The organism is Roseateles paludis (assembly GCF_039872745.1).
GTDB lineage: Bacteria > Pseudomonadota > Gammaproteobacteria > Burkholderiales > Burkholderiaceae_C > Pelomonas > Pelomonas paludis.
On record NZ_JBDPZD010000001.1, the window covers coordinates 41,174 to 65,457 of the forward strand.

The window sequence follows — 24,284 nt, forward strand, 5'->3', positions numbered from 1 at the left end:
CTGCTGGCCGGATTCAGGTCTTTCGTGGCCGAGGGCCTGCGCCGGGCCGGACGGCAATAGCATGGCGGGATGTACGCACGCTTCCTTGCCCTCTGCCTCGCCATGCTGCTGGGCAGCCTGCCCGCCCTGGCGGCGGCGCCCGTTGAGGCCAGCACTGACCACGTCCAGGCCCGGCTGCTGAGCAGCCGCAGCAGCGTGGCGCCGGGCGAGCGCTTCAGCGTCGCGCTGGAGCAGCGCATCAAGCCGCACTGGCACACCTACTGGCTGAACCCTGGCGACTCGGGCCAGGCCACCAGCCTCCAGTGGACGCTGCCAGCCGGCGCCCAAGCCGGCGAGATCGAATGGCCGACGCCCTCGGTGCAGCCCATCGGCCCGCTGGTCAACTACGGCTACGAGGGCCAGGTCGGCTTGGCTGTGCAGCTCAGCGTGCCGGCTGACGCCAAACCGGGCTCGCGCTTCACGGCCACGGCCGCCGTGCGCTGGCTGGTGTGCAAGGACATCTGCATCCCGGAGCAGGTGACCCTGGGGCTCGACCTGCCCGTGGCCGCCACCGGCACGGACAGCCCCGACGCTGCCCAGCTCAAGGCCTACCGCGCCGCGCTGCCCGAGCCCGCCGGTTTTGCCCTCAAGGCCGAGCCCGCTGCGCAGGGCGTGCGCCTCGTCTGGCCCTCGGGCCCCTTGAAGAAGGCCTATTTCTTTGCGGCCACTCCGGGTGCCGTCAACCCCAGCAGCCCGCAGGCCCTGAGCAGCGAAGGCGCCCAGGCGCAGCTGCTGCTGACCGCTGGCGACCCGCCCCTGCCCGCCGGACAGCCGCTGGCCGGTGTGCTGCTGCTGACTACCGCCGACGGCAGCCGTGCCTACCAGGTCTCGACGCCCATGCCCGAAGGCGCTGGCACCGGCCCGGCGCCGGGAGCCCTGGCACCGGCTGAGCCCATCGCCGCACCGCCTGAGCCCGACCTCGGCCTCGCCGCCGCGCTGGGCCTGGCGCTGCTGGGCGGCCTGATCCTCAACCTCATGCCCTGCGTCTTCCCGGTGCTGTCCATCAAGGCCCTGGCCCTGGTGCAGCGTGGTGACCACAAGGCCGAAGGCCTGGCCTACACGGCCGGCGTGCTGGCCAGCTTTGCGCTGCTGGGCGCGGTGCTGGTGGCGCTGCGGGCCGGGGGGCAGCAGATCGGCTGGGGCTTCCAGTTCCACTCGCCGGTGTTCGTCTACGTCGTCGCGGTGCTGCTCTTCCTGGTGGCGCTGAGCCTGGCGGGCTTGCTTGACATCGGCAGCTCGCTGGCCGGCCTGGGCTCGGGCCTGGCCGCGCGCCAGGGCTGGGTCGGCACCTTCTTCACCGGCGTGCTGGCGGCCGTGGTGGCCACGCCTTGCACGGCGCCCTTCATGGGGGCGGCGATTGCATTTGCCGTGGCGCAACCGGCGCCGGTCCTGATCGCGGTGCTGCTGGCGCTGGGCCTGGGCCTGGCCCTGCCCTTCCTGGTGCTGGCCTTCTGGCCGGCGGCGCAGCGCTGGCTGCCGCGCCCGGGGGCGTGGATGGAGACCTTCCGTCAGTTCCTGGCCTTCCCGATGCTGGCGGCCGTCGTCTGGCTGCTCTGGGTGCTGGCCCAGCAAGCCGGGCCCGACGGCGTGGCCGTCGCCCTGCTGGCGCTGGTGGCCGTGGCCTTTGGCCTGTGGTGGCGTCGCGTGGCCGGGCCCACGCTGCTGGGGCGCGCGGCGCTGCTGGGCAGCATTGCCGTGGCCCTGCTGCTGAGCCAGGCACTGCACCTCACCGAGGGCCCCGCCGCCGTGGCCACGCCCAGCGCGCAGGAGGAGGCCTATGCCCCCGAGCGCCTGGCCGAGCTGCGCGCTGCCGGCAAGCCGGTGTTCGTCAACCTGACGGCGGCCTGGTGCATCTCCTGCCTGGTCAATGAGCGCGTGGCCCTGTCGCGCCCCGAGGTGCAGGCCGCCTTTGCGCAGCACGGCGTGGCCTACCTCAAGGGCGACTGGACGCGCGAGGACCCCAAGATCACCACCCTGCTCAAGGCCTATGGCCGCTCGGGCGTGCCGCTCTACCTGTACTTTGCGCCGGGCGCCGCCGAGGCCGTGGTGCTGCCGCAGATCCTGACGCCGTCGATCGTGACCGAGGCCTTGGCCGGCCGCACTTAGAGCCGCACCACCAGGCTGGCATTGCTGCCGCCAAAGGCGAAGGAGTTGGACAGCGCCGCCTCGGCCGCCACCGCACGCGGCGCGCCCTGGATGAGGTCGAGCTGATCGAGCAAGGCGCTGGACCGCAAATGGGCATTGGCCGGCAAGCGGCCACGCCGCAGCGCCTGGATCGTGGCCACGAGTTCGAGGGCGCCACCGGCGCCGATCAAATGCCCGTGCAGGGCCTTGGTGGCCGAGACCGGCACGCCTCGGGCGCCAAACACTGCGGCCACTGAGGCCGCCTCCACCGCATCACCGGCGTCGGTGGCGGTGCCGTGGGCATTGACGTAGCCGATGTCGGCCGGGCGCAGGCCAGCGTCCTGCAAAGCCATGCGCATCGCACGCTCCTGGCCGGCGGCATCGGGCCGCGAAAGGTGAACGGCATCGGTGCTGTGGCCATAGCCGGCCAGCTCGGCCAGCGGCCGCGCACCCCGGGCCAAGGCGTGGGCCTCGGTCTCCAGCACCAGGGCCGCTGCGCCCTCGCCCAGCACCAGGCCTTGGCGTGCGTCGTCAAAGGGCCGGCAGCTCTCGGCCGGTGCGGCCGCGTCCAGCTTGGCCATCACACCCATGGCCTGCCAGCACAGCAGGCTGCCCACGTGCAGCAGCGACTCCGAGCCGCCCACCAGGGCCAGGTCAGCCCGCCCCGTGCGCAGCAGCCACAGGGCCTCACCAATCGCCTGGGCTGAGGATGCACAGGCGTTGGACACCGCCAGCTGCGCCGAGCGCAACTGGTACTTCATCGACAGATGCGAGGCCGCCGAGTTGGCCATCACGCGCACCACCGTGTACGGGTGGATGCGCGGCGGCCGCGCGGTGAACATCTGCTGGTAGGAGGCCTCCATCGAGGTCGAGCCCCCGAGGCCCGTGCCCCAGGCCACGGCCGCGCGGTCGGGCTCGCTGGCGCTCTCGGGCAGGCCCGCCTGGGCCCAGGCCTGAGCGCAGGCCTCCAGGGCCAGCAGGCTGTGCCGGTCATGCAGATTGCGCTGCGCGGGTGACAGCCCCACAGCCAGCGGCTGGGTGACCGGCGCGACGGCGCAGGGTGCCAGGCCGTGCTCGGCACTGCCCGGGTGGGCCACCACGCCGGACCGGCCGGCCTCCAGCGCGTCGCTCAGCGCCTCAGCATCGGCGCCCAGCGCACTGATGGCGCCCAGGCCCGTGATCAGGATGCGCATGCGCGCTCGGCGTCAGGCCACGGCGGCGGTCGAAACATCGACCTTGGCCGCCAGCAGTTCGTCCACCAAGCCGGCCAGACCGGCCAGCGTGGGCGTGCGCATCGCGCGGTCATGCTCGATGTTGACGTGCAGCTCGTCCTCGACCGTGAACATGAAGTCCACCAGCCCGAGTGAATCGATGCCCAGCTCGGCAAAGGGCGTGTCGACCTTGTCCGCCAGGGATTCGACGGCCAGCTCGCGTTCAGCGATGGCGCACAGGCGTTCAAGCGTGGTGGTGGTCATGAAGCACTCCAGAGGGGGAAGAGGCCACCGGCAGGTGGCGCAAGAGAAAGTCGCACACCCGGCGGGCGACGACATCGCGTTCGTTGTCGAGGGTGAGCATGTGATAGCTGTCGCCAAACCAATGCACCTCGGGCGCAGCACCCAGGCGGGCCTGAAGCTCGTGTACCGAGCGCGGCCCGGCCACGTCGTCCTCGGTGGCATGCAGCACCAGCGCGGGTTGGCCGAGCTGGCCCAGCCGGCCCCGCACATGGCGGATCAAGCGCGTGGACTCATACAGCGCCGCCGCCGACAGCCGCGCCGCGCCCACCGCCGAGACCTGGCTGGTGGCCATGGCCTGGGCCACCCAGGCCCGCAGCCGCTCGTTCTTGAGCCCGAAGGGCGCCGTCTCCTGGAAGCTCATGCGCTGGCGCAGGAAGGGCAGGTAGGCCAGCGGCAGCAGGCGCCGCCAGGGCGAGACGTTCCAGCCATCAAAGTGCAGCGTGGTGGACATCAGCACCAGCGCCGCCGCCGGGCGCCGCGCGGCCAGCGCCAGGCCCAGCACCGCGCCCATGCACAGGCCGCCCACCGCCACGCTGTCGTGCTCGGCGGCCAGCGCATCGAAGCGGCGCTCGGCTTCGGCCAGCCAGTCTTCAAAGGGCGGCACGGGCGCCCTCAAGCCGGCGGCAGCGGTGATGCCATAGCCCGCCATGGCCGGCACCTCGACCACGTAACCCACCGACCGCAGGGCCTTGGCAACCGGCATCAGCTCCAGGGGATTGGCACACAGGCCGTGCAACAGCAGCACGGCGGGGCGGCGCGACAGCGGCGCCGCATCAGGACTCAGGGACATGTGCCAAGTGTCGAATTCGAGCCCGTCAGGGACAGTTCCATGAGCTTGCCCCCAGCTGTCCTCACCCCCTTTGGATCGGGGAGCGGCGGCGGCGTCAGCCGACCGTCAGCACCATCTCAGGCCAGCCAACGCATACTTGCTCCATGCGTATCCTGCTGGTCGAAGACGACGAACAACTGGTTGAAACCACCTCGCGCGCGCTGCGCTCGCAAGGCTGGGTGGTGGACTGCAGCGCGCGCGGCGAGCAAGTGCTGCCCTCGCTGCGCAGCGACCCCTATGACATCCTGATCCTCGACATCGGCCTCTCGGGCATCGATGGCTACGAGACGCTGCGCCGCGTGCGTGCCGCCGAGATCAGCCTGCCCGTGCTGCTGCTGACCGCGCGCGACGCCATCGAGGACCGCGTGCGTGGCCTGGAGGCCGGCGCCGACGACTACCTCGTCAAGCCCTTTGCTTTGAGCGAGCTGGTAGCCCGCGCGCGCGCGCTGGTGCGCCGCAGCCAGGCCCGCACCAGCAACACCCTGAGCCTGGCGCGTCTGCGGCTCGACCTCGAAGCCCGGCGCGGCTATGTGGGCGGCGAGCCGCTGGCCCTGTCGGCCCGCGAGTGGGACGTGCTGGGCTACCTGATGCAGCGCGCTGGCAAGGTGGTGGGCAAGGAGCAGATCGCCCTGTCCAGCAATGCCTGGGAGCAGGGCGTGAGCGACAACGCCATCGAGGTCTGCCTGTCGCGCCTGCGCGCCAAGATCGAGCCTGCTGGCGTGCGCCTGCGCACCGTGCGCGGCCTGGGCTATCTGCTCGAAGAAACGCCGTCCTGATCGCTGGATCGCGTGAGCGCCGACCGCCTGCTGCGCATGTCCGTCCGGCCCGCCAGCCTGCACACCCGGCTGTTCAGCTGGTTGATGGTGCCGGTGCTGCTGCTGATGCCGCTGCTGGGCCTGCTGCTGTTTGACCAGATCGAGCGCGCGGCCAACAGCTCGCTGGACGAAGCGCTGGAGGACATTGCCCTCACACTGGCCGCGCAGTTCGACGCCCGCAGCAACGAGCCGCGCATCGAGATCTCCAACCCGATGGACAAGGCCCTGCGCTTTGACAGCCAGGACGAGATCCTCTACGTGGCCGTCGCGCCGGGGCAGCGGCCGCTGCTGGGCGATGCGGCCCTGCTGCGCGTGCAGCCGGCCCCCGAGACGCTGAAGGCCGGGCAGCACCGCCAGTCCAATGTGCAACTCGACGGCCGCGAGCTGCGCCTGGTGCAGCTGGGCACGCCCTGCGGCGCCCACACCTGCCAGGTGCTGGTGGCCGAGACCCTGCGCAAGCGCCATTCCCTGCTGGCCGAGATCGGGGCCGACCTCGTCATCGTCGGCATCGGGCTGGCCTTGCTGATGGCGGCCGCCGTGTGGTGGGCCATCCGCCAGGGCTTGCGCCCGGTCACCGCGCTCAGCCTGGAGCTGGAGCAGCGCGACCTGCACCGCCTGCAGCCGCTGGCCTCGGCCCTGCCCGAGGAGCTGACGCCGCTGCAGGCCGCCTTCAACCGCCTGTTTGACCGCCTGTCCCGCGCCGCCGAAGCCCAGCGCGAGTTCCTGGCCGACGCGGCCCACCAGCTGCGCACGCCACTGACCACGCTGCGCACCGAGATCGAACTTGCCATGCTCGAACTCAACAAGGGCGAAAGCGCGCTCGACGTGAACGGCCTGCTTGGCCGGCTGCAGCAGCGCGTGGACCGCAGCGCCCGCCTCGCCCAGCAGCTGCTGGCCCTGGCCCGCAGCGAGGCCAACACCGAGCCGCCCGACCAGATCCTGGACCTGCGCGACGTGGCCACCCAGCTGGGCGAAGACTGGGCGCGCCGCGAGCTGCCCGTGGGGCTCGACCTGGGCTTTGAGCTGGCGCCTGCCGCCGTGCGCGGCGATGCCTTCCTGCTGCGCGAGCTGCTGGAGAACCTGGTCCACAACGCCGTCAACTACGCGGGCCCGGCCGCGCAGGTCACCGTGCGCTGCGGCAGCACGGGCCCCGAGGCCTGGATCGAGGTCGAGGACAACGGCCCCGGCATCGCCCCCGAGGACCGGCCCTCGGCGCTGCAGCGCTTCCGGCGCGGCAAGGCGACGGCCGGCACGGGCAGCGGCCTCGGGCTGGCCATCGCGGCCGACATCGCCACCCGCCACGGCGGCCACCTCGACCTGCTCGACGGCGCCCACGGCCGCGGCCTGCGCGTGCGCCTCAGCCTGCCCGGCACAAACCCCTGATCGGCACAGGGCCTCGCGGCCTCCGTATGCTGCGCGGCATTGGAGGTCCACCGATGCCCACCCGCCGCACCCTGCTGCTTGCCAGCCTGATCACCGCCACCGCCGGCACTGCCCTCGCCACGCCCGTGCTGGACGCGCCCGCGCCCGCCTTCCAGGCCCTCACCGCCGAAGGCAAGCCGCTCCAGCTGGCCGACCTCAAAGGCAAGACTGTGGTGCTGGAGTGGACCAACCACGACTGCCCCTATGTGCGCAAACACTACGGCGCCGGCAACCTGCAAAGCCAGCAAAAGGCGGCCGCAGCGCAAGGCGTGGTGTGGCTGCAAGTGATCAGCTCGGCACCGGGCGAGCAAGGCCATGTGGATGGCCCGACGGCGCTCAAGCTCAACCAGAGCCGCGGCGCCGCCGCGACCGCCGTGCTGCTCGACCCCAAAGGCGAGATCGGCCGGGCCTACGCGGCCAAGACCACGCCGCATCTGTTCATCATCCGCCCCGATGGCCGCCTGGCCTACAAGGGCGGCATCGACGCCATCGCCAGCGCCGACCCCGCCGACATCGCCAAGGCCAAGCAGTACGTGCCCGCCGCGCTGGCCGACTTGGCGGCCGGCCGCAAGGTGCAGGACGCCAGCACCCTGCCCTACGGCTGCTCGGTCAAGTACGCGAGCTGATTGAACCTAGATCCGGCAGTTGACCGCTCACTACTCACCGAAAGTTCCCGTGGATCAACACCTTGGGGCTATGTCGAACTTCACCACGCAGGTAGAGAACGCTGCACGCCCGCTGGTCTGTCGTTTCGGGCCGCCAGCGGCGTTGCTCCTCCTGGCGGGCACGAGCCCGCTGCGTCGTCGCGCCTTGCTGGCAACCCGCCCCGCCAGCCCCTCGGGCGCGCCCAACTGCCGGATCTAGGTTAGAGAAAGCGCTCCAGCAGCCGCTTGGAGTGCCGGTCCAGGCTCCAGCGATCCGGCACGAAGAGCTGCACGCCGTGGCTGGTGGTGATCATCAGTCGGCCTTCATCCAGACGCCGGATGTCCTCCTCGCTGCGCAGCAGGAAGTCAAAGCTGCCAACGTCGGTCTCGACCGTCCATTGGCTGGGCGTGGAGAAGGTGCTGACGGCCAGCAGCTTGCGCATCTGGGGGTGGAATTCGCGCTGGCGCAGTTCGACCTCGATCAGCTCGCGCGCGGCGTCGGGCAGGTCGGCCAGGCGCTCGACCCAGGCCACCTCGTGCCCATGCGAGCCCACCAGAGACAGGCCCTCGTCCGGCGCGCTCAAAGGATGGGCACGCACGGGCGTCACGCCCACATGGGTGTCGCCATCCAGCGCCACCAGCACGAGCTTGCCGAAGGCATCACGGTGCAGGCTTTGAAAAGGCGTGCTCATACGGTGTTCACGATGAAGTCGAGCTCGATGGCGGCGTTCTTGGGCAGCTGCGCACAGCCCACCGAGAGACGCGGCGCCGCGCCCGCCGGGCCAAGGATGCTCACCAGCAGGTCCGATGCGCCGTCCGCCACTTCGCTGTGCAGCGTGAAGTCGGTCGTGCACTGGATGTAGACATTGAGCTTGAGCACGCTCTTGATCTTGTCCAGCGACCCGAGGTGCTGATGCAGTGCGATCAAGCCGCGCAGCACACAGATGCGCGCGCCAATCTGGCCTTGCGGCACGGTGAGCGGGTTGCCCAGCTTGCCGGTGACGATGACCTTGTCGCCCACCTTGGGGATCTGGCCGGCCAGGTAGACCGTCTTGCCGTCTTGCGCCAGGGGCAGGTAGTTGCCGCCCACCACCAGCGGCGCGGCAGGGTCGAGCCCGTGGTCCTTGCAGGCTTTCTCGAAAGCTTTGTCGCGTGTGGTCATGCGTTCACCGTATGGGCATGTGGGTTGGGCGCCACCACCATCAAGCCGCCGTCCTCAGCCTCTTCGGCCTTGCGGGCCTGGGCTTCCCAGAGACGCCAGTAGTGGCCTTGCTTGGCGATGAGTTCATCGTGCGGCCCCAGCTCGACGATCTCGCCACGGTCCATCACCACCAGGCGGTCGGCCTTGCGCAGCGTGGAGAGGCGGTGGGCAATGGCAATCGTGGTGCGGCCCTTGACGAGGTTGTCCAGGGCTTTCTGGATTTCCTTTTCGGTCTCGGTGTCCACGGCGCTGGTCGCTTCGTCGAGGATCAGGATGGCCGGGTCGATCAAGAGCGCGCGGGCGATGGAGATGCGCTGACGCTCACCGCCCGACAGGCCCTGGCCGCGCTCGCCGACGAGGCTATCGTAGCCATGCGGCAGGCGCAGGATGAACTCGTGCGCATGCGCGGCGCGCGCAGCGGCCACGATCTCGGCGCGGCTTGCATCGGGCTTGCCGTAGGCGATGTTCTCGGCGATGGTGCCGAAGAAGAGGAAGGGCTCCTGCAGCACCAGGCCAATGTGGCGCCGGTAGTCGGCCACCTTGATGCGGCGCAGGTCCACGCCATCCACCTTGATGGCGCCCTCGCTCACGTCGTAGAAGCGGCAGATCAGGTTGACGAGCGTGCTCTTGCCCGAGCCGCTGTGGCCCACCAGGCCGACCATCTCGCCGGGGCGGATGTCGAGGTCCAGCTGGCGAATAATGGAGCGCGAGCCATAGCGGAAGTTCACGCCCTGCAGGCTGATGGCGCCGCTGGCCTTCTCGTAGGGCAGCGGGTTCACCGGGTCGGGCACGTTCGACACATGGTCGAGGATGTCGAAGATGCGCTTGGCGCCAGCCGCCGCCTTTTGCGTGACGCTGACGATGCGGCTCATCGAATCAAGCCGGCCGTAAAAGCGCCCGATGTAGGCCAGGAAGGCGGTGAGCACACCCACCGTGATGCTGCCCCCGGCAATCAACCAGATGCCGATGCCCCAGACCACCAGCAGGCCCATCTCGGTGAGCAGGGCCACCGTGGGCGTGAACAGGCTCCAGGTGCGGTTGAGACGGTCGTTGACCTGCAGGTTCTTGGCGTTGGCGTCCTTGAAGCGCTTGGCCTCACGGCTTTCCTGCGCAAAGGCCTTGACCACGCGGATGCCGGGGATGGTGTCGGCCAGGATGTTGGTGACCTCGCCCCAGACGCGGTCGATCTTCTCGAAGCCGGTGCGCAGGCGGTCCCGCACCTGGTGGATCAGCCAGGCGATCAAGGGCAGCGGCAGCAGCGTGGCCAGCGCCAGGCCGGGGTGGATGTTGAACAGGATGATCGAGGTCATCGTCAGCATCAGCACGTCGGTGATGAAGTCGAGTGCGTGCAAGGACAGGAAGATCGAGATCCGGTCGGTCTCGGAGCCGATGCGGGCCATCAGGTCGCCGGTGCGCTTGGTGCCGAAGTATTCGAGCGACAGGCCCAGCAGGTGCTCAAACGTCGTGGTGCGCAGGTCGGCCGCAATGCGCTCCGACACCAGAGCCAGCAGATAGGTCTTGCCCCAGCCCAGCGACCAGGACACCAGCGCCGCGCCAAAGAGCCCGCTCAGCAGCATGGCCACCAGGCTGGGGTCGATGGCCTGTCCGTTCTGGAAGGGGATCAGCACCTTGTCCATCAAGGGCATGGTCAGGTAGGGCGCCACCAGGGTCGCGCCCGTGGAGCCCAGCATCAGCGCAAAGCCCAGCAGCAACTGGCCCTGGTAGGGCTTGGCAAAGCGCCACAGCCGCAGCAGCACCCAGGTGGAGGGCGGCGTGTGCAGTTCGCGCTCGCAGATGGGGCAGTCTTCGCTGTCGGGCGGCAGCGGGGCCTGGCAGCTGGGGCACAGGGCGGCGTCGTCCGTGGCCTCGGGGGCGATGCCGGTGAGTAGCTGCACCTGGCGGTCAAAGGCTTCGGCAAAGCGCGTGGCCGCCACGTTGTGCGCCAGCGTGAAGCGGAACTGAGCGAGCCGCCCCTGCGGCGCCAGCAGCTCCATCAGGGCCAGGCCGCCGTGGTCGCTCAAGCGCAGGCTCTGCCCGGGCGCCAGGCGCCAGTCACGCCAGCTGTTGTCAACCGGCTCCCAGGCCAGCAGGCGCTGGGTGGTGAGCACCAGCAGCGGCCGGGCGAAGCGCCCTTGCGCGTCCAGGTCAACCTCCAGGCGCGTCAGCACGTTCTCGCCGGACGCCAGCCTCGCTTCGAGGGCGGCAGCTTGAGGATGCTGAGGATTCGTAACTGACGGTGAATGCATGGAAGCGGAGGCGTTGAGCCGCCGAATTCTCCCCTCAAAGCTCGCCTCTTTCTCAGCAGACAATCCACGCGGCAGTACCCGATCCCCACCCCATCGCCCATGAAACCAGACATCCAACTGCTGCGCATCAACTACCTGCGCGGCCCCAATATGTGGACCTACCGGCCGGTGCTGGAGGTCTGGCTGGATCTGGGGGAGCTGGAAGACTTCCCGTCCAACACCCTGCCGGGTTTCAACGAGCGCCTCACCGCCGCCCTGCCGGCCCTGGTCGAGCACCACTGCGGCGTGGGCGAGCGCGGCGGCTTCATCCAGCGTCTGCACGAGGGCACCTGGTGCGGCCATGTGCTGGAGCACATCGTCATTGAACTGCTCAACCTGGCCGGCATGCCCACGGGCTTTGGCCAGACGCGCTCCACCTCCAAGCGCGGCGTCTACCGCATGGTCTTCCGCGCCCGTGACGAGCAGGTGGCCCGCGCTGCGCTGGCGGAAGGGCACGGCCTGATCATGGCCATGATCAACGACCAGCCCTTCGACGTGCCCGCCGCCGTGGCCCGGCTGCGCGACAAGCTGGACGACTGCTACCTCGGGCCCTCCACCGCCGCCATCGTCTCGGCCGCCACGGACCGCCGCATCCCGCACATCCGCCTTAACGACGGCAACCTGGTGCAACTCGGCCACGGCGCACGCCAGCGCCGCATCTGGACGGCCGAGACCGACATGACCAGCGCGATCGCCGAGAACATCGCCAGCGACAAGGACCTGACCAAGACCCTGCTCAAGGCCGTGGGCGTGCCCGTGCCGGAAGGCTCGGCCGTCAAGTCGCCCGAGGAAGCCTGGTCCACCGCGCAGGACATCGGCCTGCCCGTGGTCGTCAAGCCCTCGGACGCCAACCATGCGCGCGGCGTCACGCTCGACCTGCGCAAGCAGGACGACATTCACGCCGCCTTCCACCTGGCCGACAAGGAAGGCACCGAGGTGCTGGTGGAGCGCTTCATCCCCGGCGTCGAACACCGCCTGCTGGTGGTGGGCGGCCGCGTGGTGGCCGCCTCGCGCGGCGAGGAGTTCCACGTCACCGGCGACGGCACGCACACCGTGCGCCAGCTGATCGAACAGCAGCTCAACACCGACCCCCGGCGCGGCACCGCCGAGGAGTTCCCGCTCAGCCTCATCGTGCTGGAGGAAGAACCCGTCATCTGCCTCGACCTGCAGCGCCAGGGCTTTGGGCCGGACGACGTGCCCCCCGCCGGCAAGCAGGTGATGGTGCAGCGCACCGGCACCGTGTCCAACGACTGCACGGCCCTGGTCCACCCCGAGGTGGCGCATGCCGTGTCGCTGGCCGCACGCACCGTGGGCCTCGACATCGCCGGCATCGACCTCGTCACCCCCGACATCAGCAGGCCGCTCTCAGAGACCGGCGGCGCCATCGTCGAGGTGAATGCCGGCCCCGGCCTGCTGATGCACTTGAAGCCCGCCACCGGCAGCCCGCAGCCCGTGGGCCAGGCCATCGTGGACCACCTGTTTGCCGAGGACGAAACCGGCCGCATCCCCATCGTGGGCGTGGCCGGCTCGCGCGGGGGCAGCATCGTGTCGCGCCTCGTCGCCTGGCTGCTGCACCTGAATGGCAAGCACGTGGGCCTGGCCTGCCGCGAGGGCCTGTTCCTCGGCACCCGCTGCGTCGAGAAGCGCGATTCCTCGCGCTGGGACTCGGCCCATCGCCTCTTGATGAACCGTGTCGTCAACGCCGCCGTGATCGAGAACGACGCGCGCTCCATCCTGACCGACGGCCTCTCCTACGACCGCTGCAACGTCGGCGTCGTCACCGACATGGGCGGCATGGAGCAGTTGGCGGACCATGACATCCAGGATGCCGACAAGATGTTCAAGGTCATGCGCACGCAAGTGGACGTGGTGCTGTCCGACGGCGCCGCCGTGCTCCATGCCGCTGACCCGCGCCTTGCCGAGATGGCCGAGCTGAGCGACGGCGAGGTGCTGTTCTACGCCGAAGACGGCAGCCTCGACGCCATCACCAAGCACCGCGCCAAGGGCGGCCGCGCCGTCTTCCTGCGCGGCGGTGCCGCCGTGCTGGCCGAGGGCCCGGCCGAGACCTCGGGCGCCAACCTCGACGCCCTGCTCAAGCGCTTCGGCCCCGGCAAGACGGACGCCGCTACGTTGCTCGCCGCCGTCGCCGCCGGCTGGGCACTCAAGATCTCGCCGGAGCTGATCGCCGCCGGCCTCGACACCTTCGTGCCTGACCTGCACTTGGCTTAAGCATTCATGGACATCTCTCGCATTCGTGCCCTGCGCGGCCCCAATATCTGGAGCCGCCACACCGCCATCGAAGCCGTCGTTCGTTGTGACGAGGCCGAACGCTCGCTGGAGCGCCTGGCGGGTTTCGAGGCGCGGCTGCGCGCTCTCTTCCCCACCATCGGCGAGCTGCGCTCCGACGCCTCGCTGGCCCAGGTCATCGAGCAAGCCACGCTCACGCTGCAAGCCCAGGCCGGCTGCCCCGTCACCTTCAGCCAGACCCACGTCACGCCCGAGACCGGCACCTACCAGGTGGTGGTCGAGTACAGCGAGGAAGACGTCGGCAAGCTGGCTTTTGAAGAGGCCGTCAAGCTCGTCAACGCCGCGCTGAACGGTGGCAGCTTTGATGACGACGAGGTGCTGGCAAGGTTGCGCGAGCTGGACGAGGACGTGCGCCTTGGCCCCTCCACCGGCTCCATCGTCAACGCGGCCGCTGCGCGCGGCGTGCCCTTCCGCCGCCTCACCCAAGGCAGCCTGGTGCAGTTCGGCTGGGGCGCCAAGCAGCGCCGCATCTGGGCGGCCGAGGTCGATGCGACAAGCGCCGTCAGCGAGTCCATCGCGCAGGACAAAGACCTCTGCAAACGCCTGCTGCAGTCGGCCGGCGTGCCCGTGCCCATCGGCCGGCCGGTCAGCTCGCCCGATGACGCCTGGGCCGTGGCCCAGGAGATCGGCCTGCCCGTGGTCGTCAAGCCGCAGGACGGCAACCAGGGCAAGGGCGTGACGGTCAACGTCACCACCCGTGAGGGCATCGACGCCGCCTACAAGGCCGCCGAGGACATCGGCCCCGTGATGGTCGAGAAGTTCCTGCCCGGTGGCGACTACCGCCTGCTGGTGGTGGGCGACAAGCTCGTGGCCGCCGCGCGGCGCGACCCGCCCCACGTGGTGGGCGACGGCGTGCTCACCGTCAAGGAGCTGGTCGACAAGGTCAACAGCGACCCGCGCCGCGGCGATGGCCACGCCACCTCACTGACCAAGATCCGCTTCGACGACATCGCCGTCGCGCGCCTCACCCAGCAAGGCCTGACGCCAAAGTCCGTGCCCGAGAAGGGCCAGCGCGTCGTCCTGCGCAACAACGCCAACCTCTCCACCGGCGGCACTGCCACCGATGTGACCGACGACGTCCACCCCGAGGTGGCCGCCCGCGCGATTGCGGCGGCGCAGATCGTGGGCCTGCACGTTTGCGGCGTGGACGTGGTGGCCGAGGGCGTGCTGCGCCCGCTGGAAGAGCAGAACGGCGGCATCGTCGAAGTGAACGCCGCGCCGGGCCTTCGCATGCACCTGTCGCCCAGCTTCGGCAAGGGCCGCAATGTGGGCGAGGCCGTGGTCAACCACCTGTTCGGCACCGGCCACAAGGCGGACGATGGGCGCATCCCCGTCGTCGCCGTCACCGGCACCAATGGCAAGACCACCGTCACCCGCCTGATCGCGCACCTGTTCGCCAGCTGCGGCCTGCGCGTGGGCATGACCAACACCGACGGTGTCTACGTCGATGGCCGCCAGATCGACAGCGGCGACTGCTCAGGCCCCAAGAGCGCCCGCAATGTGCTGATGCACCCCGACGTCGAAGCGGCGGTGCTGGAAACCGCGCGCGGCGGCATCCTGCGCGAGGGCCTGGGGTTTGACCGCTGCCAGGTCGCCGTCTGCACCAACATCGGCGCGGGCGACCACCTCGGCATGAACTTCCTGCACACGCCCGAGGACCTGGTCCTCGTCAAGCGCGTGATCGTGCAGAACGTGGCCCCGGCCGGCTATGCCGTGCTCAACGCCGCTGACCCGCTGTGCGCCGGCATGGCCGCCGTCTGCCCCGGCCAGGTCATCTACTTCGCCATCGACCGCCACCACCCGCTGATGGCCACGCAGCGCGCCCAAGGCAAGCGCTGCGTGTTCGTCGACGGCGAGCACATCGTCGCCGCCCAAGGCGCCTGGCGCGAGAGCATCCTGCTGCGCGACATCCCGCTCACGCGCGGCGGCGCCATCGGCTTCCAGGTCGAGAACGCCATGGCCGCCGTGGCCGCAGCCTGGGGCGCCGGCCTCGACTGGGACACCATCCGCCGTGGCGTGGCCAGCTTTGCCAACGACGCCGACAACGCCCCCGGCCGCTTCAACGTCATGGACTATCGCGGCGCCACCGTGATTGCCGACTACGGCCACAACGGCGACGCCATGAAGGCCCTGGTCGGCGCCGTGGCCGCGATTCCCGCCAGCAAGCGCGTCGTGGTCATCAGCGGCGCCGGCGACCGCCGCGACGAAGACCTGCGCGTCCAAACCGAGATCCTCGGCGACGCCTTTGACGAGGCCATCCTCTACGAAGACGCCTGCCAACGCGGCCGCGAAGCCGGCGAGGTCGTGGCCCTGCTGCGCGAAGGCCTGCGCGGTGCCAAGCGCACCCACCACGTCGAAGAAATCGTCGGCGAGTTCATCGCCATCGACCGCGCCTTGAGCCGCCTTCAACCGGGTGATTTGTGCCTGGTGCTGGTGGATCAGGTGGAAGAGGCGCTGGCTCACTTGGCGAAGCGGATAGCTGAGGGCTGATTGGCTGCCGGTGGTGAGGGTCGGGTTGCCGCGCTCGCACCCACCCTACCTGGCTGCTTCACGACTGCGGCAACGTCGCTGCTCCACGCCGGCGAGTGCCACCGCCGTCCATCCCCTCTTAAGGGGACGCAGAGCACCCCTGGCATGAAGGGCCGAGTCCGCCGTTCGAGACTGCCTTCAAAGTACAGTCGTCGCGCCGCTGGTGCGGCCCAAGGGAGAACCAATGCACAAATTATTAAAGGCCATGACGATTGGCCTAGTTGGCTTGCTGGCTGCCGTTCAAAGCGCCCAAGCAGATATTTCTGAATTCAACTTTTGGGGTGTTGTAACCACCGTAGGCACTTCGTCCTTGGGCAGTGCCAACGCGAGTAAGTCCTATGCTATTGGCGAGGTGGTTACGGGGCGGCTTGTATATGACCCGCTGGTACCCAGACTTGAACACCCTTTTATTGATACTGCGTTCTACACTGACTATTCGCCGTCAAGCGGTTTAGAACTAACATCCAAAGCCGGCGTGGTTTCGAGCCTGCACAAGGACTACAGCTACATTAATCTGGTAGTGGATCACCACACCGGCACACCATTTAGCCCAGATGGGTTCTACGTCAATCAATATGGCCCATTCCATGCTGATGGCATGAAAGACTCGCCATACATCTATGACCTAAATCTCGGCCTGGAATATATTGACCCAGTTTCTAGCTTGGCGTTGCCGGCAACCCTCTCCCCCTCCTTATTTGCAGGCGGCCAGTTCAACGTAGCCTTTGCAGACGGCTCGTACGCAAGCGTCACCTTAAATTTCAAAGATGCGATTCCCGCGGTGCCCGAGCCGCAGCAAGCGTGGATGCTGTTGCTGGGCTTGATCGGCATTTATGGAGTTGTCAAGGCGTCAGGCACGAGCGGCCGTCACAGTGAGGAGGGACTCGCCCGCTGACCATCCGCACGAGCGATGGTTGGCTTTGCTGCCGGCGAGGCACGCGTGCCAAGCATTCGGGCTCGAAGGAGTCGCGGTCGCGTCTTCAATTTCAAGTGGGCCCGCCCTCCGCCGCCACAAAGGCCCGCCCGGGCTGGCTGGGGCGCGGACTTTTGAGGCGCCGAGGAGCGGAGGTTTGCGGGGCGTGCGCGCAGCGCACTTCGACCTCTGACTTCGCGCCGCCTGTTCGACCGGAGCGTAGCGAAGGAAGTTCGGCGCGAGCCCCGCAAACCGAGCACCGGAGGGCAGTCGCGCAGCGACCGCCTCAACTGGAGCGCCCCAGTCAGCCCGGGCGGGCCTTTGCCAACCCACTCAAGGCATCAACCCCGCCGCGCACCCAGCGCGGCGAAACGGTCAGCCCCTTGCCCTAGACTCGCCCGCCATGACGCTCGCCGAGCTCCCCTGGCACCCGCTGTTGCTGTCGCTGAAAGTGGCCAGCGTGGCGACGGTGCTGGCGCTGGGCCTAGGTCTGGCACTGGCGCTGCTGCTCACGCGCAAGCGCTTCCCCGGGGCGGCGCTGTTGGAGGCGATCTTCATGCTGCCGCTGGTGCTGCCGCCCACGGTCATCGGCTTTGCGCTGCTGCACGTGCTGGGACGCAACGGCTGGGTGGGTGGGCCGCTGCTGCGGTGGTTTGATATCTCACTGATCTTCACCTGGCCGGGCGCCGTGATTGCCGCCACGGTGGTGGCGCTGCCCTTGGTGCTCAAGGCCTCGATCACGGCGCTAGAGGGCGTGGACGGGCAGTTGGTGGCGGCGGCGCGGACGCTGGGCCAGCCGGAGGCGGACATCCTCATCCGCATCGTGCTGCCGCTGGCCTGGCCCGGCATCCTGGCGGGCACGCTGCTGGCCTTTGCGCGGGCGATGGGCGAGTTTGGCGCCTCGCTGATGGTGGCGGGCTCCATCCCTGGCCACACGCAGACCGCCTCCATGGCCATCTACGACGCCGTACAGGCGGGTGACGACATGACCGCCGGCCTGCTGGTGCTGGCCACCTCGGCGATCACCATCACCATCTTGCTCACGGCCAACCGGCTCAAGCCCCGCGCATGAACAAACTGCTCGCCATCGCCCTGTCTCTGCTGCTCGCCACCTTGGCCCGTGCCGAGACCCTGACCGTCTCGGCCGCCGCGAGCCTGACGGACGCGCTGCGCGAGATTGGCCCGCAGTTCGAGGCGGCGCACCCGGGCGTGACGCTGCGCTTCAACTTTGGCGCCTCGGGCCTGCTGGTGCAGCAGCTGCGTCAAGGAGCGCCCGTGGACCTGCTGCTGACGGCCGACCTCGCCAGCATGGACCAGGCCGCGAGCCTGGGCTTGATCCGCCCGGACACGCGCATCAACTTTGCTGGCAATGTGCTGGTGCTGATCGAGGCTGCCAAGAGCACCGCCCCGCTGCGGCAACTGGCCGACCTGACCCTGCCGGCTGTGCGCCGCATCGCCATCGGCAAGCCCACCAGCGTGCCCGCCGGCCGCTACGCCCGCGAGGTGCTGGAGGCTGCCGGGCTGTGGGACGCGCTGCAGCCCCGCCTGGTGCCGGCCGACAACGTGCGCCAGGCGCTGGACTACGTGGCGCGCGGCGAGGTGCAGGCCGGCTTTGTCTACCTCAGCGATGCCGCCACTCAGGCCGACAAGCTGCGCGTGGTGCAGCGCTTTGACGTGGCCGTGCGCTACCCCGGCGCGGTCACACAAGCCACCCAAGGCAGCCCACGCGCGGCGCTGGCGGCGGCGCTGCTGCTGCATCTGCGCTCGCGCGAGGCGCAGGCCGTTCTGGCCCAACGCGGCTTCACGCCCCCATGAGCCTGATCGAAGCCAACCTCAAGCTCACGCTGCAGGACGGCGCGCGGCGCTTCGAGCTGCATCTGCAGCTCGACACCGAGGGCCCGGTGCTGGCGCTGTTTGGCGCCTCGGGCTCGGGCAAGACGCTCAGCCTGCAGCTGCTGGCCGGCCTGCGCCGGCCTGACTCGGGCCAGCTGCGCATTGGCGGCCGCACGCTGTTTGACAGCGCACGCGGCATCAACCTGCCGCCCCAGGAGCGCGAGCTGGGCTATGTGTTCCAGGACTACGCGCTGTTCCCGCACATGACGGTGCAGCAGAACATCGGCTTTGCGCTGACGCGTTGGTTCCGCCCGCAGCTCAAGGGTGGCAATGCCCGCCGCGTGGGCGAGCTGCTGGACCGCTTTGACCTGGCCGACGTGGCCCAGGCCCGGCCGGCCGACCTCTCGGGCGGCCAGCGCCAGCGCGTGGCGGTGGCGCGCGCCATTGCCTCCAAGCCTAAGCTGCTGCTGCTGGACGAGCCCTTTGCGGCGCTGGACACCCTGCTGCGGCGCGAGCTGCGCGAGCAGCTCAAGGTGTGGCAGCGGCTGTGGCGCATCCCCATGGTCATCATCAGCCACGACCCCGAGGACGTGTTCTCGCTGGCCGACCAGGCCCTGGTCATGCACGGCGGCCACATTGCCAAGACGGTGGACCTGCACCAGAAGGACGCGACCCTGTGAGGCGGAGGCATGCCCTCGGTCTTGCTTCGCTCGGCACCGCCCTCTCCGCCTGCAGCAGCCTCACTCCCGCACCCGACCCCATGCGCCCACCCCACCACCGCGACGGCGGCTTCCAGAACAACGATGCCGGCTTCGAGCCCAAGAGCCTGGGCGACGTGCTGCGCTGGCGGCTCGACGCCATGCGCCAGGGCCTGCCGCCCCGGCCCAGCGCGCCCATCCCCACCACGGCGCCCGATCTCGGCTTCATCCAGGCCAACACCGGCCCAGCCCAGCAGCCGGCCGTGACCTGGATCGGCCACGCCAGCGTGCTGGCCCAGTTGGGCGGCCTCTCGCTGCTGACCGACCCGATCTTTTCGGAGCGCGCCTCGCCGCTGTCCTTCATCGGCCCCAAGCGCGAGCAGCCGCCCGGCGTGGCCCTGGCCGACCTGCCCCACATCGACCTGGTGCTGGTCTCGCACAACCACTACGACCACCTCGACCTGCCCAGCTGCCGCGCCCTGGCCGCGCAGCGCGGCGGCAGCCCGCTCTTCATCGTGCCGCTGGGCCTGGCCACGTGGTTCCAGGCACAAGGCCTCTCGCGCGTGGTGGAGCTGGACTGGTGGCAAACCCACAGCGTGCAGGGCGCCCAGGGCGTCGATGTGATGCTGCTGCCCGCCCACCACTGGTCCGCGCGCGGCCTGGGTGACCGCATGCAGACCCTGTGGGGCGGCTTTGCCGTGTTTGCGCCCAACTGCCAGCTCTTCTACGCCGGCGACACCGGCTACTCGCGCGACTTCGTTCGCATCCGCGAGCGCTTGGCCGAGCGGCAGCAGCCCCAGCAAGGCGGCGGCTTCGACATCGCCCTGATCCCCATCGGCGCCTATGCGCCGCGCTGGTTCATGAAGGACCAGCACGTCGACGTGGAAGAGGCCCTGCGCATCCACGCCGACCTCGGCGCCAAACGCTCGCTCGGCGTGCATTGGGGCACCTTCGAGCTCACCGACGAAGCCCTGGATGAACCCCCGCGCGAGCTGGAGCGCCTGCGCCCGCTGGCCGGGCTGACGGCGGAGCAGTTCGGCACCCTGCCCATCGGCGGCACCTGGAAGCTCGCGCCGCGCTGAACAGGCTGGGGCAAGCTGGCGTGCAGCCGCCTGCAAGCGCACGCGGGCCGGCTGGGGAGGCCACCACCGACACTCAGGCCCCCATGCTCAAGCGCCTGCGCCACCACCTCCGCCAGCTCGGCCCCGGCCTCATCACCGGCGCGGCGGACGACGACCCCAGCGGCATCGCCACCTACTCGCAGGCGGGTGCCCAATTCGGCACGCGCATGCTGTGGAGCCTGGTCATCACCCTGCCGCTGATGGCGGCCATCCAGCTCGTCAGCGCGCGCATCGGCTATGTCACCGGCCACGGCCTGGCGGCCAATATGAAGCGCGCCTTTCCCCGGCCCTGGTTGCTGCTGCTGGTGGGCCTGCTCGTCACCGCCAACACGCTCAACATCGCGGCCGACATCGCCGCCATGGCCGAGGCCCTGCGCCTGCTGGTGGGCGGCTCGGCCCATGTGTACGCCGTCACCTTCGGGCTCGCCTGCGTGGTGATGCAGGTCTTTCTGCCCTACCAGAGCTATGTGCGCGGGCTCAAGTGGTTGACCCTGGCCCTGCTGGCCTACCTGGGCGTGGTCTGCATGGTGCACATCGACTGGGGCGAGGTGCTGCTGCACGCGCTGCTGCCCCAGCTGAAGTGGGACGCCGACCTGCTGCTGACCCTGGTGGCCGTGCTGGGCACCACCATCAGCCCTTATCTCTTCTTCTGGCAGGCCGGCCAGGAGGTGGAAGACCGCGCGGCCGGCGCCGGCCAGCCGCATTCGGCCCACGAGGTGCGCCGCCACCTGCGGCGCATCAAGTTCGACACCATCGTGGGCATGAGCTTCTCCAACGCCATCGCCTTCTTCATCATGCTCAGCACCGCCGTCACGCTGCACCGCGCCGGCATTACTCACATCGAGACCTCGGCCCAGGCCGTGGAGGCGCTGCGCCCGCTGGCCGGCCCGCAAGCGGCGCTGCTGTTTGCGCTGGGTGTCATCGGCACCGGCCTGCTGGCCGTGCCCGTGCTCGCTGGCTCCGCCGCCTATGCGGTGGCCGAACTGGCCGGCTGGGAAGGCAGCCTCAGCCTCAAGCTGGAGCGCGGCGAGGGCCGCGGCTTCTACGGCGTGATCGCCGTGGCCACCCTCGTTGGCGTGGCCCTGTGCTTCACGCCCGTAGACCCCGTGCGCGAGCTGTTCTGGTCGGCGGTGTTCAACGGTGTCGCCGCCGTCCCCATCATGGCCGCCATGATGCTGCTGGCCAGCAGCCGCAAGGTGATGGGCAGCCACACCATCGGCCCCCGCCTGCGCGCCCTGGGCTGGCTGGCCACGGGCGTGATGCTGGCCACGGTGCTGGCGCTGGGGTGGATGAGCTGGGTGGGGTGAGGCGGGCGGGCCGGTCAGAGCGGCCAAGCCTGACGGGTTAGGCCGCGCTTGAAGCCCACGCACGCACTTCAGCTTCGGCTGAGGCGGCAAAGATCTCGCCCAGTTCCGGCGCTCTCAGAAAGCGCTTCTTGAACGGCAAATACAGCGCAACGGTCAGGCCGTTCTCGTGCTCGAACAGAACCTTGATTGCGGTTGCCGGAGCCTGCCCTTCGCGAGTCGCCGTGACGTTCTCAGCGACCCCTATTGCTCTTGCTCCTAGCTCTCTGGCTCGCTGTCGGAGACCATCGTGAAGGAGCGGCAGGACCTCGACAGATGTGGAATGCCCGTCGGCTCCGTTGGGCGCCGCCGAGACCAGTACAAGCTGTCCATCCTTCTTCAGCAAGGCACCGTGTGGAAGGAAGTTGCCCCGCTTCTTCAGGCACAGCGCTGAAAAGTCGAAAAGCGGGCCGGACACAGCTTCCAGGTCGGGCTGGGTACTGGCGTACAAGGCGTCGAATTCAATGTTCACGTTCGTGCGCCCTAAGGTTTGAGCTCACCTGCGGGCGACAGACGGCGAAGGGTTAGCCCGTAGGTTGGGGTGAACACCGTGAACCCCAACGCCTTTTGCCGGCAGAGCTGTTGCGGTTCGCAGGCTTACTCCAACCTACGAGCTACACATCATGTCTGGCGACGACGGTACGCGAAGATGCCCGCGAACAGGGCCAAGGCAACTAGGCTCAGGCCTTGGGGCAGGAGTACTTCAACTGGCGCAGGCAGTTCTTGCGAAAGCGCCAGGAGCGCCGCTACCAACGCACCGAGGCAGGTGGCCAGAGCGGGAGCGCTCTTGTTGGCTAAGCTCAGGCGCCAAGCTACAAACATGAGAAGCCCGGCCACGACGCTGAGAGCTACGAATGGAATGCCCGGAACACGAACGGCCAAGCTCGCCAGGAAGCAAGTGCCAAGTACCAGCAGAGTGATACCTGCCGAGCGCTCCCAGATCGCATATCGGGCACGCGCCTGCTCTAGGGTGTCAGGTGGTACTTGCATGAGGCCTAAGGTTTGAGCTCACCCGCAGGCGACAGACGTCGAAGGGTTAGACGGCGGCCTACCCGGTTGGGCGGAACGTGCCGGACTGCTACGCACGACCATCGACCTTGCCTCGAGACACGACCGCGATAGCGACACCAACCAGGACCGTGCCGAGAAAGGACCAGAGGTAGTACGCCGCTTTGGCATACGGTTCGGATAGCCACTGGGCAAGCTGGGAGCCGGGGAACAGTTGCGGTGTCGCGAGACCCACAAGCAGCGCGAAGGTGAATGCCAGACCCAGCACGACCTGGGAGGGCGGCAAGGCGGCAGAGCGTTGAGGGCGCGCCGACTTTCGAAGGAAGGTGCCAAAGCGGAGGCGATACACAAGTGCGTTCACCGCAAAGAGCAGGAGAACGACGATCGCCATGGACAGTGACCAGAAAGTGAACGAAGACATCGACGCCGCCTAAGGTGTTCTCGGGAGACAGTCAGCGCCTCTTGTGAAGGCTGACTGCTGCGTATGCTGGGCCCTGACCTGCGCAATTTCAAGGCACCGCTCGCCGGGAATGATGCCAGCCTGACCAGGTTTGGCAGCCGTAAAAACTACCCTCCGCACCCACTCTCTGCACACACCCACCGCCACCCCCAAAGGCCCGCCGGGCTGGCTGGGGCGCGGACTTTTGGAGCGCCGAGGAGTGGAGGTTTGCGGGGCGTGCGCGCAGCGCATCGACACCGTCCTGCTGCTCGCCCTGATGGGCCTGGTGCTCGTGGCCGAGCTGCTCAACTCCGGCCTCGAAGCCATCGTCGACATGGCCTCCCCCGACATCCACCCCCTGGCCGCCAAGGCCAAGGACTGCGGCAGTGCGGCGGTCTTTGTGGCCCTGGTGGTGCTGGCCGGCGCATGGCTGGCGCTGGCGGGGCCGGTGCTGGTGGGGTTGTTGGGGGCTTGAGGGCGGGAGGCCTATCGGGCGGCGGGTTCAGATGCCGGCACGACGATTGCGCGGGTCATCGACCCACCCTACTTGGATCAACACTCTCCCAATGCTGTTGCCAAGCTGCCTGAGTAGCCAATACGACACCGGCATCGACGGATGCGCATGGACGCCTGGCAGGGCCATTGCCTTTGATGCGCGCCAGCTGAAGCGCTGCGTCGTCAGCACCGGGCAATTGCTTGGGGTACTGATTGGCGATACAGACTTGCCAGACATCAACACTCAACTGCTCGCGCGGAAGCGACGCAGCCCACTGGACGACAAGACCGTCATTCGACCAAATGGTTGGCCGAACCTTTGAGTAGCGAAGTAGCCAGGCATTCGCGGCAGATGGATCGGCAAAATGAATTTGCCCCTCTTGGACGACCGTACGGTAAACGCCGTTGCACCGATTCAGCGGCAAGCGGAGTGTCGAAGGTGCCGGGTCGTAGATGCCCAGGCTGCCAAACCATCGGCTGGCGCGCGGATGCATATCTGCACTGAGCGAACAATCGTTCCACTGGTACGCACGGTCCAACCCGGCACCCGAGACAACGGCAATGGTGCCTTGGGAGGTCTTTGCGGTGAGTCGCACGTGCTCATTCAAAGCAAGCTCTGGCGCAGCGGCAATTGCGAGCGATGGCACACAAAGCAACCACGCGTAGCGCAGCAAAGGATTCATGGACGTCCAACGAACGAAAGAGGCTTCCCCGCACCGAACTGA

Annotated in this window: 22 protein-coding genes; 13 read left to right on the forward strand and 9 right to left on the reverse strand. The window is 68.8% G+C overall.

Features of this window, described 5'->3' with window-relative positions:
• Positions 1-69 precede the first annotated feature (69 nt).
• The gene (locus ABDJ85_RS00230; RefSeq protein ID WP_347702714.1) at positions 70-2,145 is read left to right on the forward strand and encodes a protein-disulfide reductase DsbD family protein; all 2,076 of its coding nucleotides are present in this window, start codon (positions 70-72) and stop codon (positions 2,143-2,145) included.
• Here ABDJ85_RS00230 and ABDJ85_RS00235 read toward each other — a convergent pair.
• The 3 genes from ABDJ85_RS00235 to ABDJ85_RS00245 are packed head-to-tail and all read right to left on the reverse strand — an operon-like array spanning position 2,142 to position 4,467.
• Positions 2,142-3,356 carry a beta-ketoacyl-[acyl-carrier-protein] synthase family protein gene (locus ABDJ85_RS00235; protein ID WP_347702715.1) on the reverse strand — a complete coding sequence of 405 codons (1,215 nt, stop codon included), beginning with the start codon at positions 3,354-3,356 and terminating at the stop codon, positions 2,142-2,144. The two genes, ABDJ85_RS00230 and ABDJ85_RS00235, sit on opposite strands and share 4 nt — an antisense overlap.
• Positions 3,357-3,368: 12 nt before the next feature.
• Positions 3,369-3,638, reverse strand: coding sequence for an acyl carrier protein (locus ABDJ85_RS00240; protein ID WP_347702716.1), 270 nt, complete (start codon positions 3,636-3,638; stop codon positions 3,369-3,371).
• Positions 3,619-4,467: an alpha/beta hydrolase gene (locus ABDJ85_RS00245; RefSeq protein ID WP_347702717.1), complete on the reverse strand. Its 849-nt coding sequence runs from the start codon at positions 4,465-4,467 to the stop codon at positions 3,619-3,621. The genes ABDJ85_RS00240 and ABDJ85_RS00245 overlap by 20 nt, the downstream gene beginning before the upstream one ends.
• Before the next feature lie 143 nt (positions 4,468-4,610).
• Between ABDJ85_RS00245 and ABDJ85_RS00250 the strand changes: the two genes are divergently transcribed.
• From ABDJ85_RS00250 to ABDJ85_RS00260, 3 genes are read left to right on the forward strand one after another with little or no spacing between them, the layout of a single operon-like run.
• Positions 4,611-5,282 carry a response regulator gene (locus ABDJ85_RS00250; RefSeq protein ID WP_347702718.1) on the forward strand — a complete coding sequence of 224 codons (672 nt, stop codon included), beginning with the start codon at positions 4,611-4,613 and terminating at the stop codon, positions 5,280-5,282.
• A 12-nt stretch (positions 5,283-5,294) separates the two neighbouring features.
• Positions 5,295-6,704: a sensor histidine kinase gene (locus tag ABDJ85_RS00255; protein WP_347702719.1), complete on the forward strand. Its 1,410-nt coding sequence runs from the start codon at positions 5,295-5,297 to the stop codon at positions 6,702-6,704.
• Between the two features lie 53 nt (positions 6,705-6,757).
• Complete coding sequence (locus ABDJ85_RS00260; RefSeq protein ID WP_347702720.1) at positions 6,758-7,369, forward strand: redoxin domain-containing protein; 612 nt, start codon at positions 6,758-6,760, stop codon at positions 7,367-7,369.
• A gap of 239 nt (positions 7,370-7,608) precedes the next feature.
• On the opposite strand, the gene ABDJ85_RS00265 is transcribed toward ABDJ85_RS00260, so the two are convergent.
• The 3 genes from ABDJ85_RS00265 to ABDJ85_RS00275 are packed head-to-tail and all read right to left on the reverse strand — an operon-like array spanning position 7,609 to position 10,834.
• Positions 7,609-8,079 carry a cyanophycin metabolism-associated DUF1854 family protein gene (locus tag ABDJ85_RS00265; protein ID WP_347702721.1) on the reverse strand — a complete coding sequence of 157 codons (471 nt, stop codon included), beginning with the start codon at positions 8,077-8,079 and terminating at the stop codon, positions 7,609-7,611.
• Complete coding sequence (locus ABDJ85_RS00270) at positions 8,076-8,549, reverse strand: RidA family protein (RefSeq protein ID WP_347702722.1); 474 nt, start codon at positions 8,547-8,549, stop codon at positions 8,076-8,078. Before ABDJ85_RS00270 ends, ABDJ85_RS00265 begins: the two co-directional genes overlap by 4 nt.
• Entirely contained in the window at positions 8,546-10,834 is a 2,289-nt protein-coding gene (locus tag ABDJ85_RS00275) for a cyanophycin metabolism-associated ABC transporter (RefSeq protein ID WP_347702723.1), read from the reverse strand. The genes ABDJ85_RS00270 and ABDJ85_RS00275 overlap by 4 nt, the downstream gene beginning before the upstream one ends.
• Before the next feature lie 99 nt (positions 10,835-10,933).
• Between ABDJ85_RS00275 and ABDJ85_RS00280 the strand changes: the two genes are divergently transcribed.
• From ABDJ85_RS00280 to ABDJ85_RS00315, 8 genes are all read left to right on the forward strand, one after another.
• Positions 10,934-13,102, forward strand: a complete 2,169-nt coding sequence (locus ABDJ85_RS00280) for a cyanophycin synthetase (protein WP_347702724.1) — start codon at positions 10,934-10,936, stop codon at positions 13,100-13,102.
• A gap of 6 nt (positions 13,103-13,108) precedes the next feature.
• Complete coding sequence (gene cphA / locus ABDJ85_RS00285) at positions 13,109-15,670, forward strand: cyanophycin synthetase (RefSeq protein WP_347702725.1); 2,562 nt, start codon at positions 13,109-13,111, stop codon at positions 15,668-15,670.
• Between the two features lie 223 nt (positions 15,671-15,893).
• Positions 15,894-16,604, forward strand: coding sequence for a hypothetical protein (locus tag ABDJ85_RS00290; protein ID WP_347702726.1), 711 nt, complete (start codon positions 15,894-15,896; stop codon positions 16,602-16,604).
• Positions 16,605-17,025: 421 nt separating this feature from the next.
• Complete coding sequence (gene modB / locus ABDJ85_RS00295) at positions 17,026-17,694, forward strand: molybdate ABC transporter permease subunit (protein WP_347702727.1); 669 nt, start codon at positions 17,026-17,028, stop codon at positions 17,692-17,694.
• Positions 17,691-18,437: a molybdate ABC transporter substrate-binding protein gene (modA, locus tag ABDJ85_RS00300; protein WP_347702728.1), complete on the forward strand. Its 747-nt coding sequence runs from the start codon at positions 17,691-17,693 to the stop codon at positions 18,435-18,437. The genes modB and modA overlap by 4 nt, the downstream gene beginning before the upstream one ends.
• Positions 18,434-19,135, forward strand: a complete 702-nt coding sequence (locus ABDJ85_RS00305) for a sulfate/molybdate ABC transporter ATP-binding protein (protein ID WP_347702729.1) — start codon at positions 18,434-18,436, stop codon at positions 19,133-19,135. The genes modA and ABDJ85_RS00305 overlap by 4 nt, the downstream gene beginning before the upstream one ends.
• Positions 19,136-19,215: 80 nt before the next feature.
• Entirely contained in the window at positions 19,216-20,235 is a 1,020-nt protein-coding gene (locus ABDJ85_RS00310) for an MBL fold metallo-hydrolase (protein ID WP_347702730.1), read from the forward strand.
• Positions 20,236-20,318: 83 nt separating this feature from the next.
• A complete protein-coding gene (locus ABDJ85_RS00315) occupies positions 20,319-21,581 on the forward strand; it encodes an NRAMP family divalent metal transporter (RefSeq protein WP_347702731.1) in 1,263 nt (420 codons plus the stop codon).
• 37 nt (positions 21,582-21,618) lie between these two features.
• Here ABDJ85_RS00315 and ABDJ85_RS00320 read toward each other — a convergent pair whose 3' ends face one another.
• Positions 21,619-22,089, reverse strand: a complete 471-nt coding sequence (locus ABDJ85_RS00320; protein ID WP_347702732.1) for a hypothetical protein — start codon at positions 22,087-22,089, stop codon at positions 21,619-21,621.
• Between the two features lie 606 nt (positions 22,090-22,695).
• Entirely contained in the window at positions 22,696-23,046 is a 351-nt protein-coding gene (locus tag ABDJ85_RS00325) for a hypothetical protein (RefSeq protein WP_347702733.1), read from the reverse strand.
• Between the two features lie 238 nt (positions 23,047-23,284).
• On the opposite strand from ABDJ85_RS00325, the gene ABDJ85_RS00330 reads away from it, so the two are divergent.
• Positions 23,285-23,539, forward strand: a complete 255-nt coding sequence (locus ABDJ85_RS00330; protein WP_347702734.1) for a diacylglycerol kinase — start codon at positions 23,285-23,287, stop codon at positions 23,537-23,539.
• Positions 23,540-23,594: 55 nt separating this feature from the next.
• Here ABDJ85_RS00330 and ABDJ85_RS00335 read toward each other — a convergent pair whose 3' ends face one another.
• Positions 23,595-24,242 carry a hypothetical protein gene (locus ABDJ85_RS00335; protein WP_347702735.1) on the reverse strand — a complete coding sequence of 216 codons (648 nt, stop codon included), beginning with the start codon at positions 24,240-24,242 and terminating at the stop codon, positions 23,595-23,597.
• Between the last annotated feature and the right edge of the window lie 42 nt (positions 24,243-24,284).

What these genes read in the sequence shown, in the direction of transcription:
- ABDJ85_RS00230 (WP_347702714.1), top strand. Translation starts at nt 70, where the DNA reads ATGTACGCACGCTTCCTTGCCCTCTGCCTCGCCATGCTGCTGGGCAGC.
- ABDJ85_RS00235 (WP_347702715.1), bottom strand. Translation starts at nt 3,356, where the DNA reads ATGCGCATCCTGATCACGGGCCTGGGCGCCATCAGTGCGCTGGGCGCC.
- ABDJ85_RS00240 (WP_347702716.1), bottom strand. Translation starts at nt 3,638, where the DNA reads ATGACCACCACCACGCTTGAACGCCTGTGCGCCATCGCTGAACGCGAG.
- ABDJ85_RS00245 (WP_347702717.1), bottom strand. Translation starts at nt 4,467, where the DNA reads ATGTCCCTGAGTCCTGATGCGGCGCCGCTGTCGCGCCGCCCCGCCGTG.
- ABDJ85_RS00250 (WP_347702718.1), top strand. Translation starts at nt 4,611, where the DNA reads ATGCGTATCCTGCTGGTCGAAGACGACGAACAACTGGTTGAAACCACC.
- ABDJ85_RS00260 (WP_347702720.1), top strand. Translation starts at nt 6,758, where the DNA reads ATGCCCACCCGCCGCACCCTGCTGCTTGCCAGCCTGATCACCGCCACC.
- ABDJ85_RS00265 (WP_347702721.1), bottom strand. Translation starts at nt 8,079, where the DNA reads ATGAGCACGCCTTTTCAAAGCCTGCACCGTGATGCCTTCGGCAAGCTC.
- ABDJ85_RS00270 (WP_347702722.1), bottom strand. Translation starts at nt 8,549, where the DNA reads ATGACCACACGCGACAAAGCTTTCGAGAAAGCCTGCAAGGACCACGGG.
- ABDJ85_RS00275 (WP_347702723.1), bottom strand. Translation starts at nt 10,834, where the DNA reads ATGCATTCACCGTCAGTTACGAATCCTCAGCATCCTCAAGCTGCCGCC.
- ABDJ85_RS00280 (WP_347702724.1), top strand. Translation starts at nt 10,934, where the DNA reads ATGAAACCAGACATCCAACTGCTGCGCATCAACTACCTGCGCGGCCCC.
- cphA (WP_347702725.1), top strand. Translation starts at nt 13,109, where the DNA reads ATGGACATCTCTCGCATTCGTGCCCTGCGCGGCCCCAATATCTGGAGC.
- ABDJ85_RS00290 (WP_347702726.1), top strand. Translation starts at nt 15,894, where the DNA reads ATGCACAAATTATTAAAGGCCATGACGATTGGCCTAGTTGGCTTGCTG.
- modB (WP_347702727.1), top strand. Translation starts at nt 17,026, where the DNA reads ATGACGCTCGCCGAGCTCCCCTGGCACCCGCTGTTGCTGTCGCTGAAA.
- modA (WP_347702728.1), top strand. Translation starts at nt 17,691, where the DNA reads ATGAACAAACTGCTCGCCATCGCCCTGTCTCTGCTGCTCGCCACCTTG.
- ABDJ85_RS00305 (WP_347702729.1), top strand. Translation starts at nt 18,434, where the DNA reads ATGAGCCTGATCGAAGCCAACCTCAAGCTCACGCTGCAGGACGGCGCG.
- ABDJ85_RS00310 (WP_347702730.1), top strand. Translation starts at nt 19,216, where the DNA reads ATGCGCCCACCCCACCACCGCGACGGCGGCTTCCAGAACAACGATGCC.
- ABDJ85_RS00315 (WP_347702731.1), top strand. Translation starts at nt 20,319, where the DNA reads ATGCTCAAGCGCCTGCGCCACCACCTCCGCCAGCTCGGCCCCGGCCTC.
- ABDJ85_RS00325 (WP_347702733.1), bottom strand. Translation starts at nt 23,046, where the DNA reads ATGTCTTCGTTCACTTTCTGGTCACTGTCCATGGCGATCGTCGTTCTC.
- ABDJ85_RS00335 (WP_347702735.1), bottom strand. Translation starts at nt 24,242, where the DNA reads ATGAATCCTTTGCTGCGCTACGCGTGGTTGCTTTGTGTGCCATCGCTC.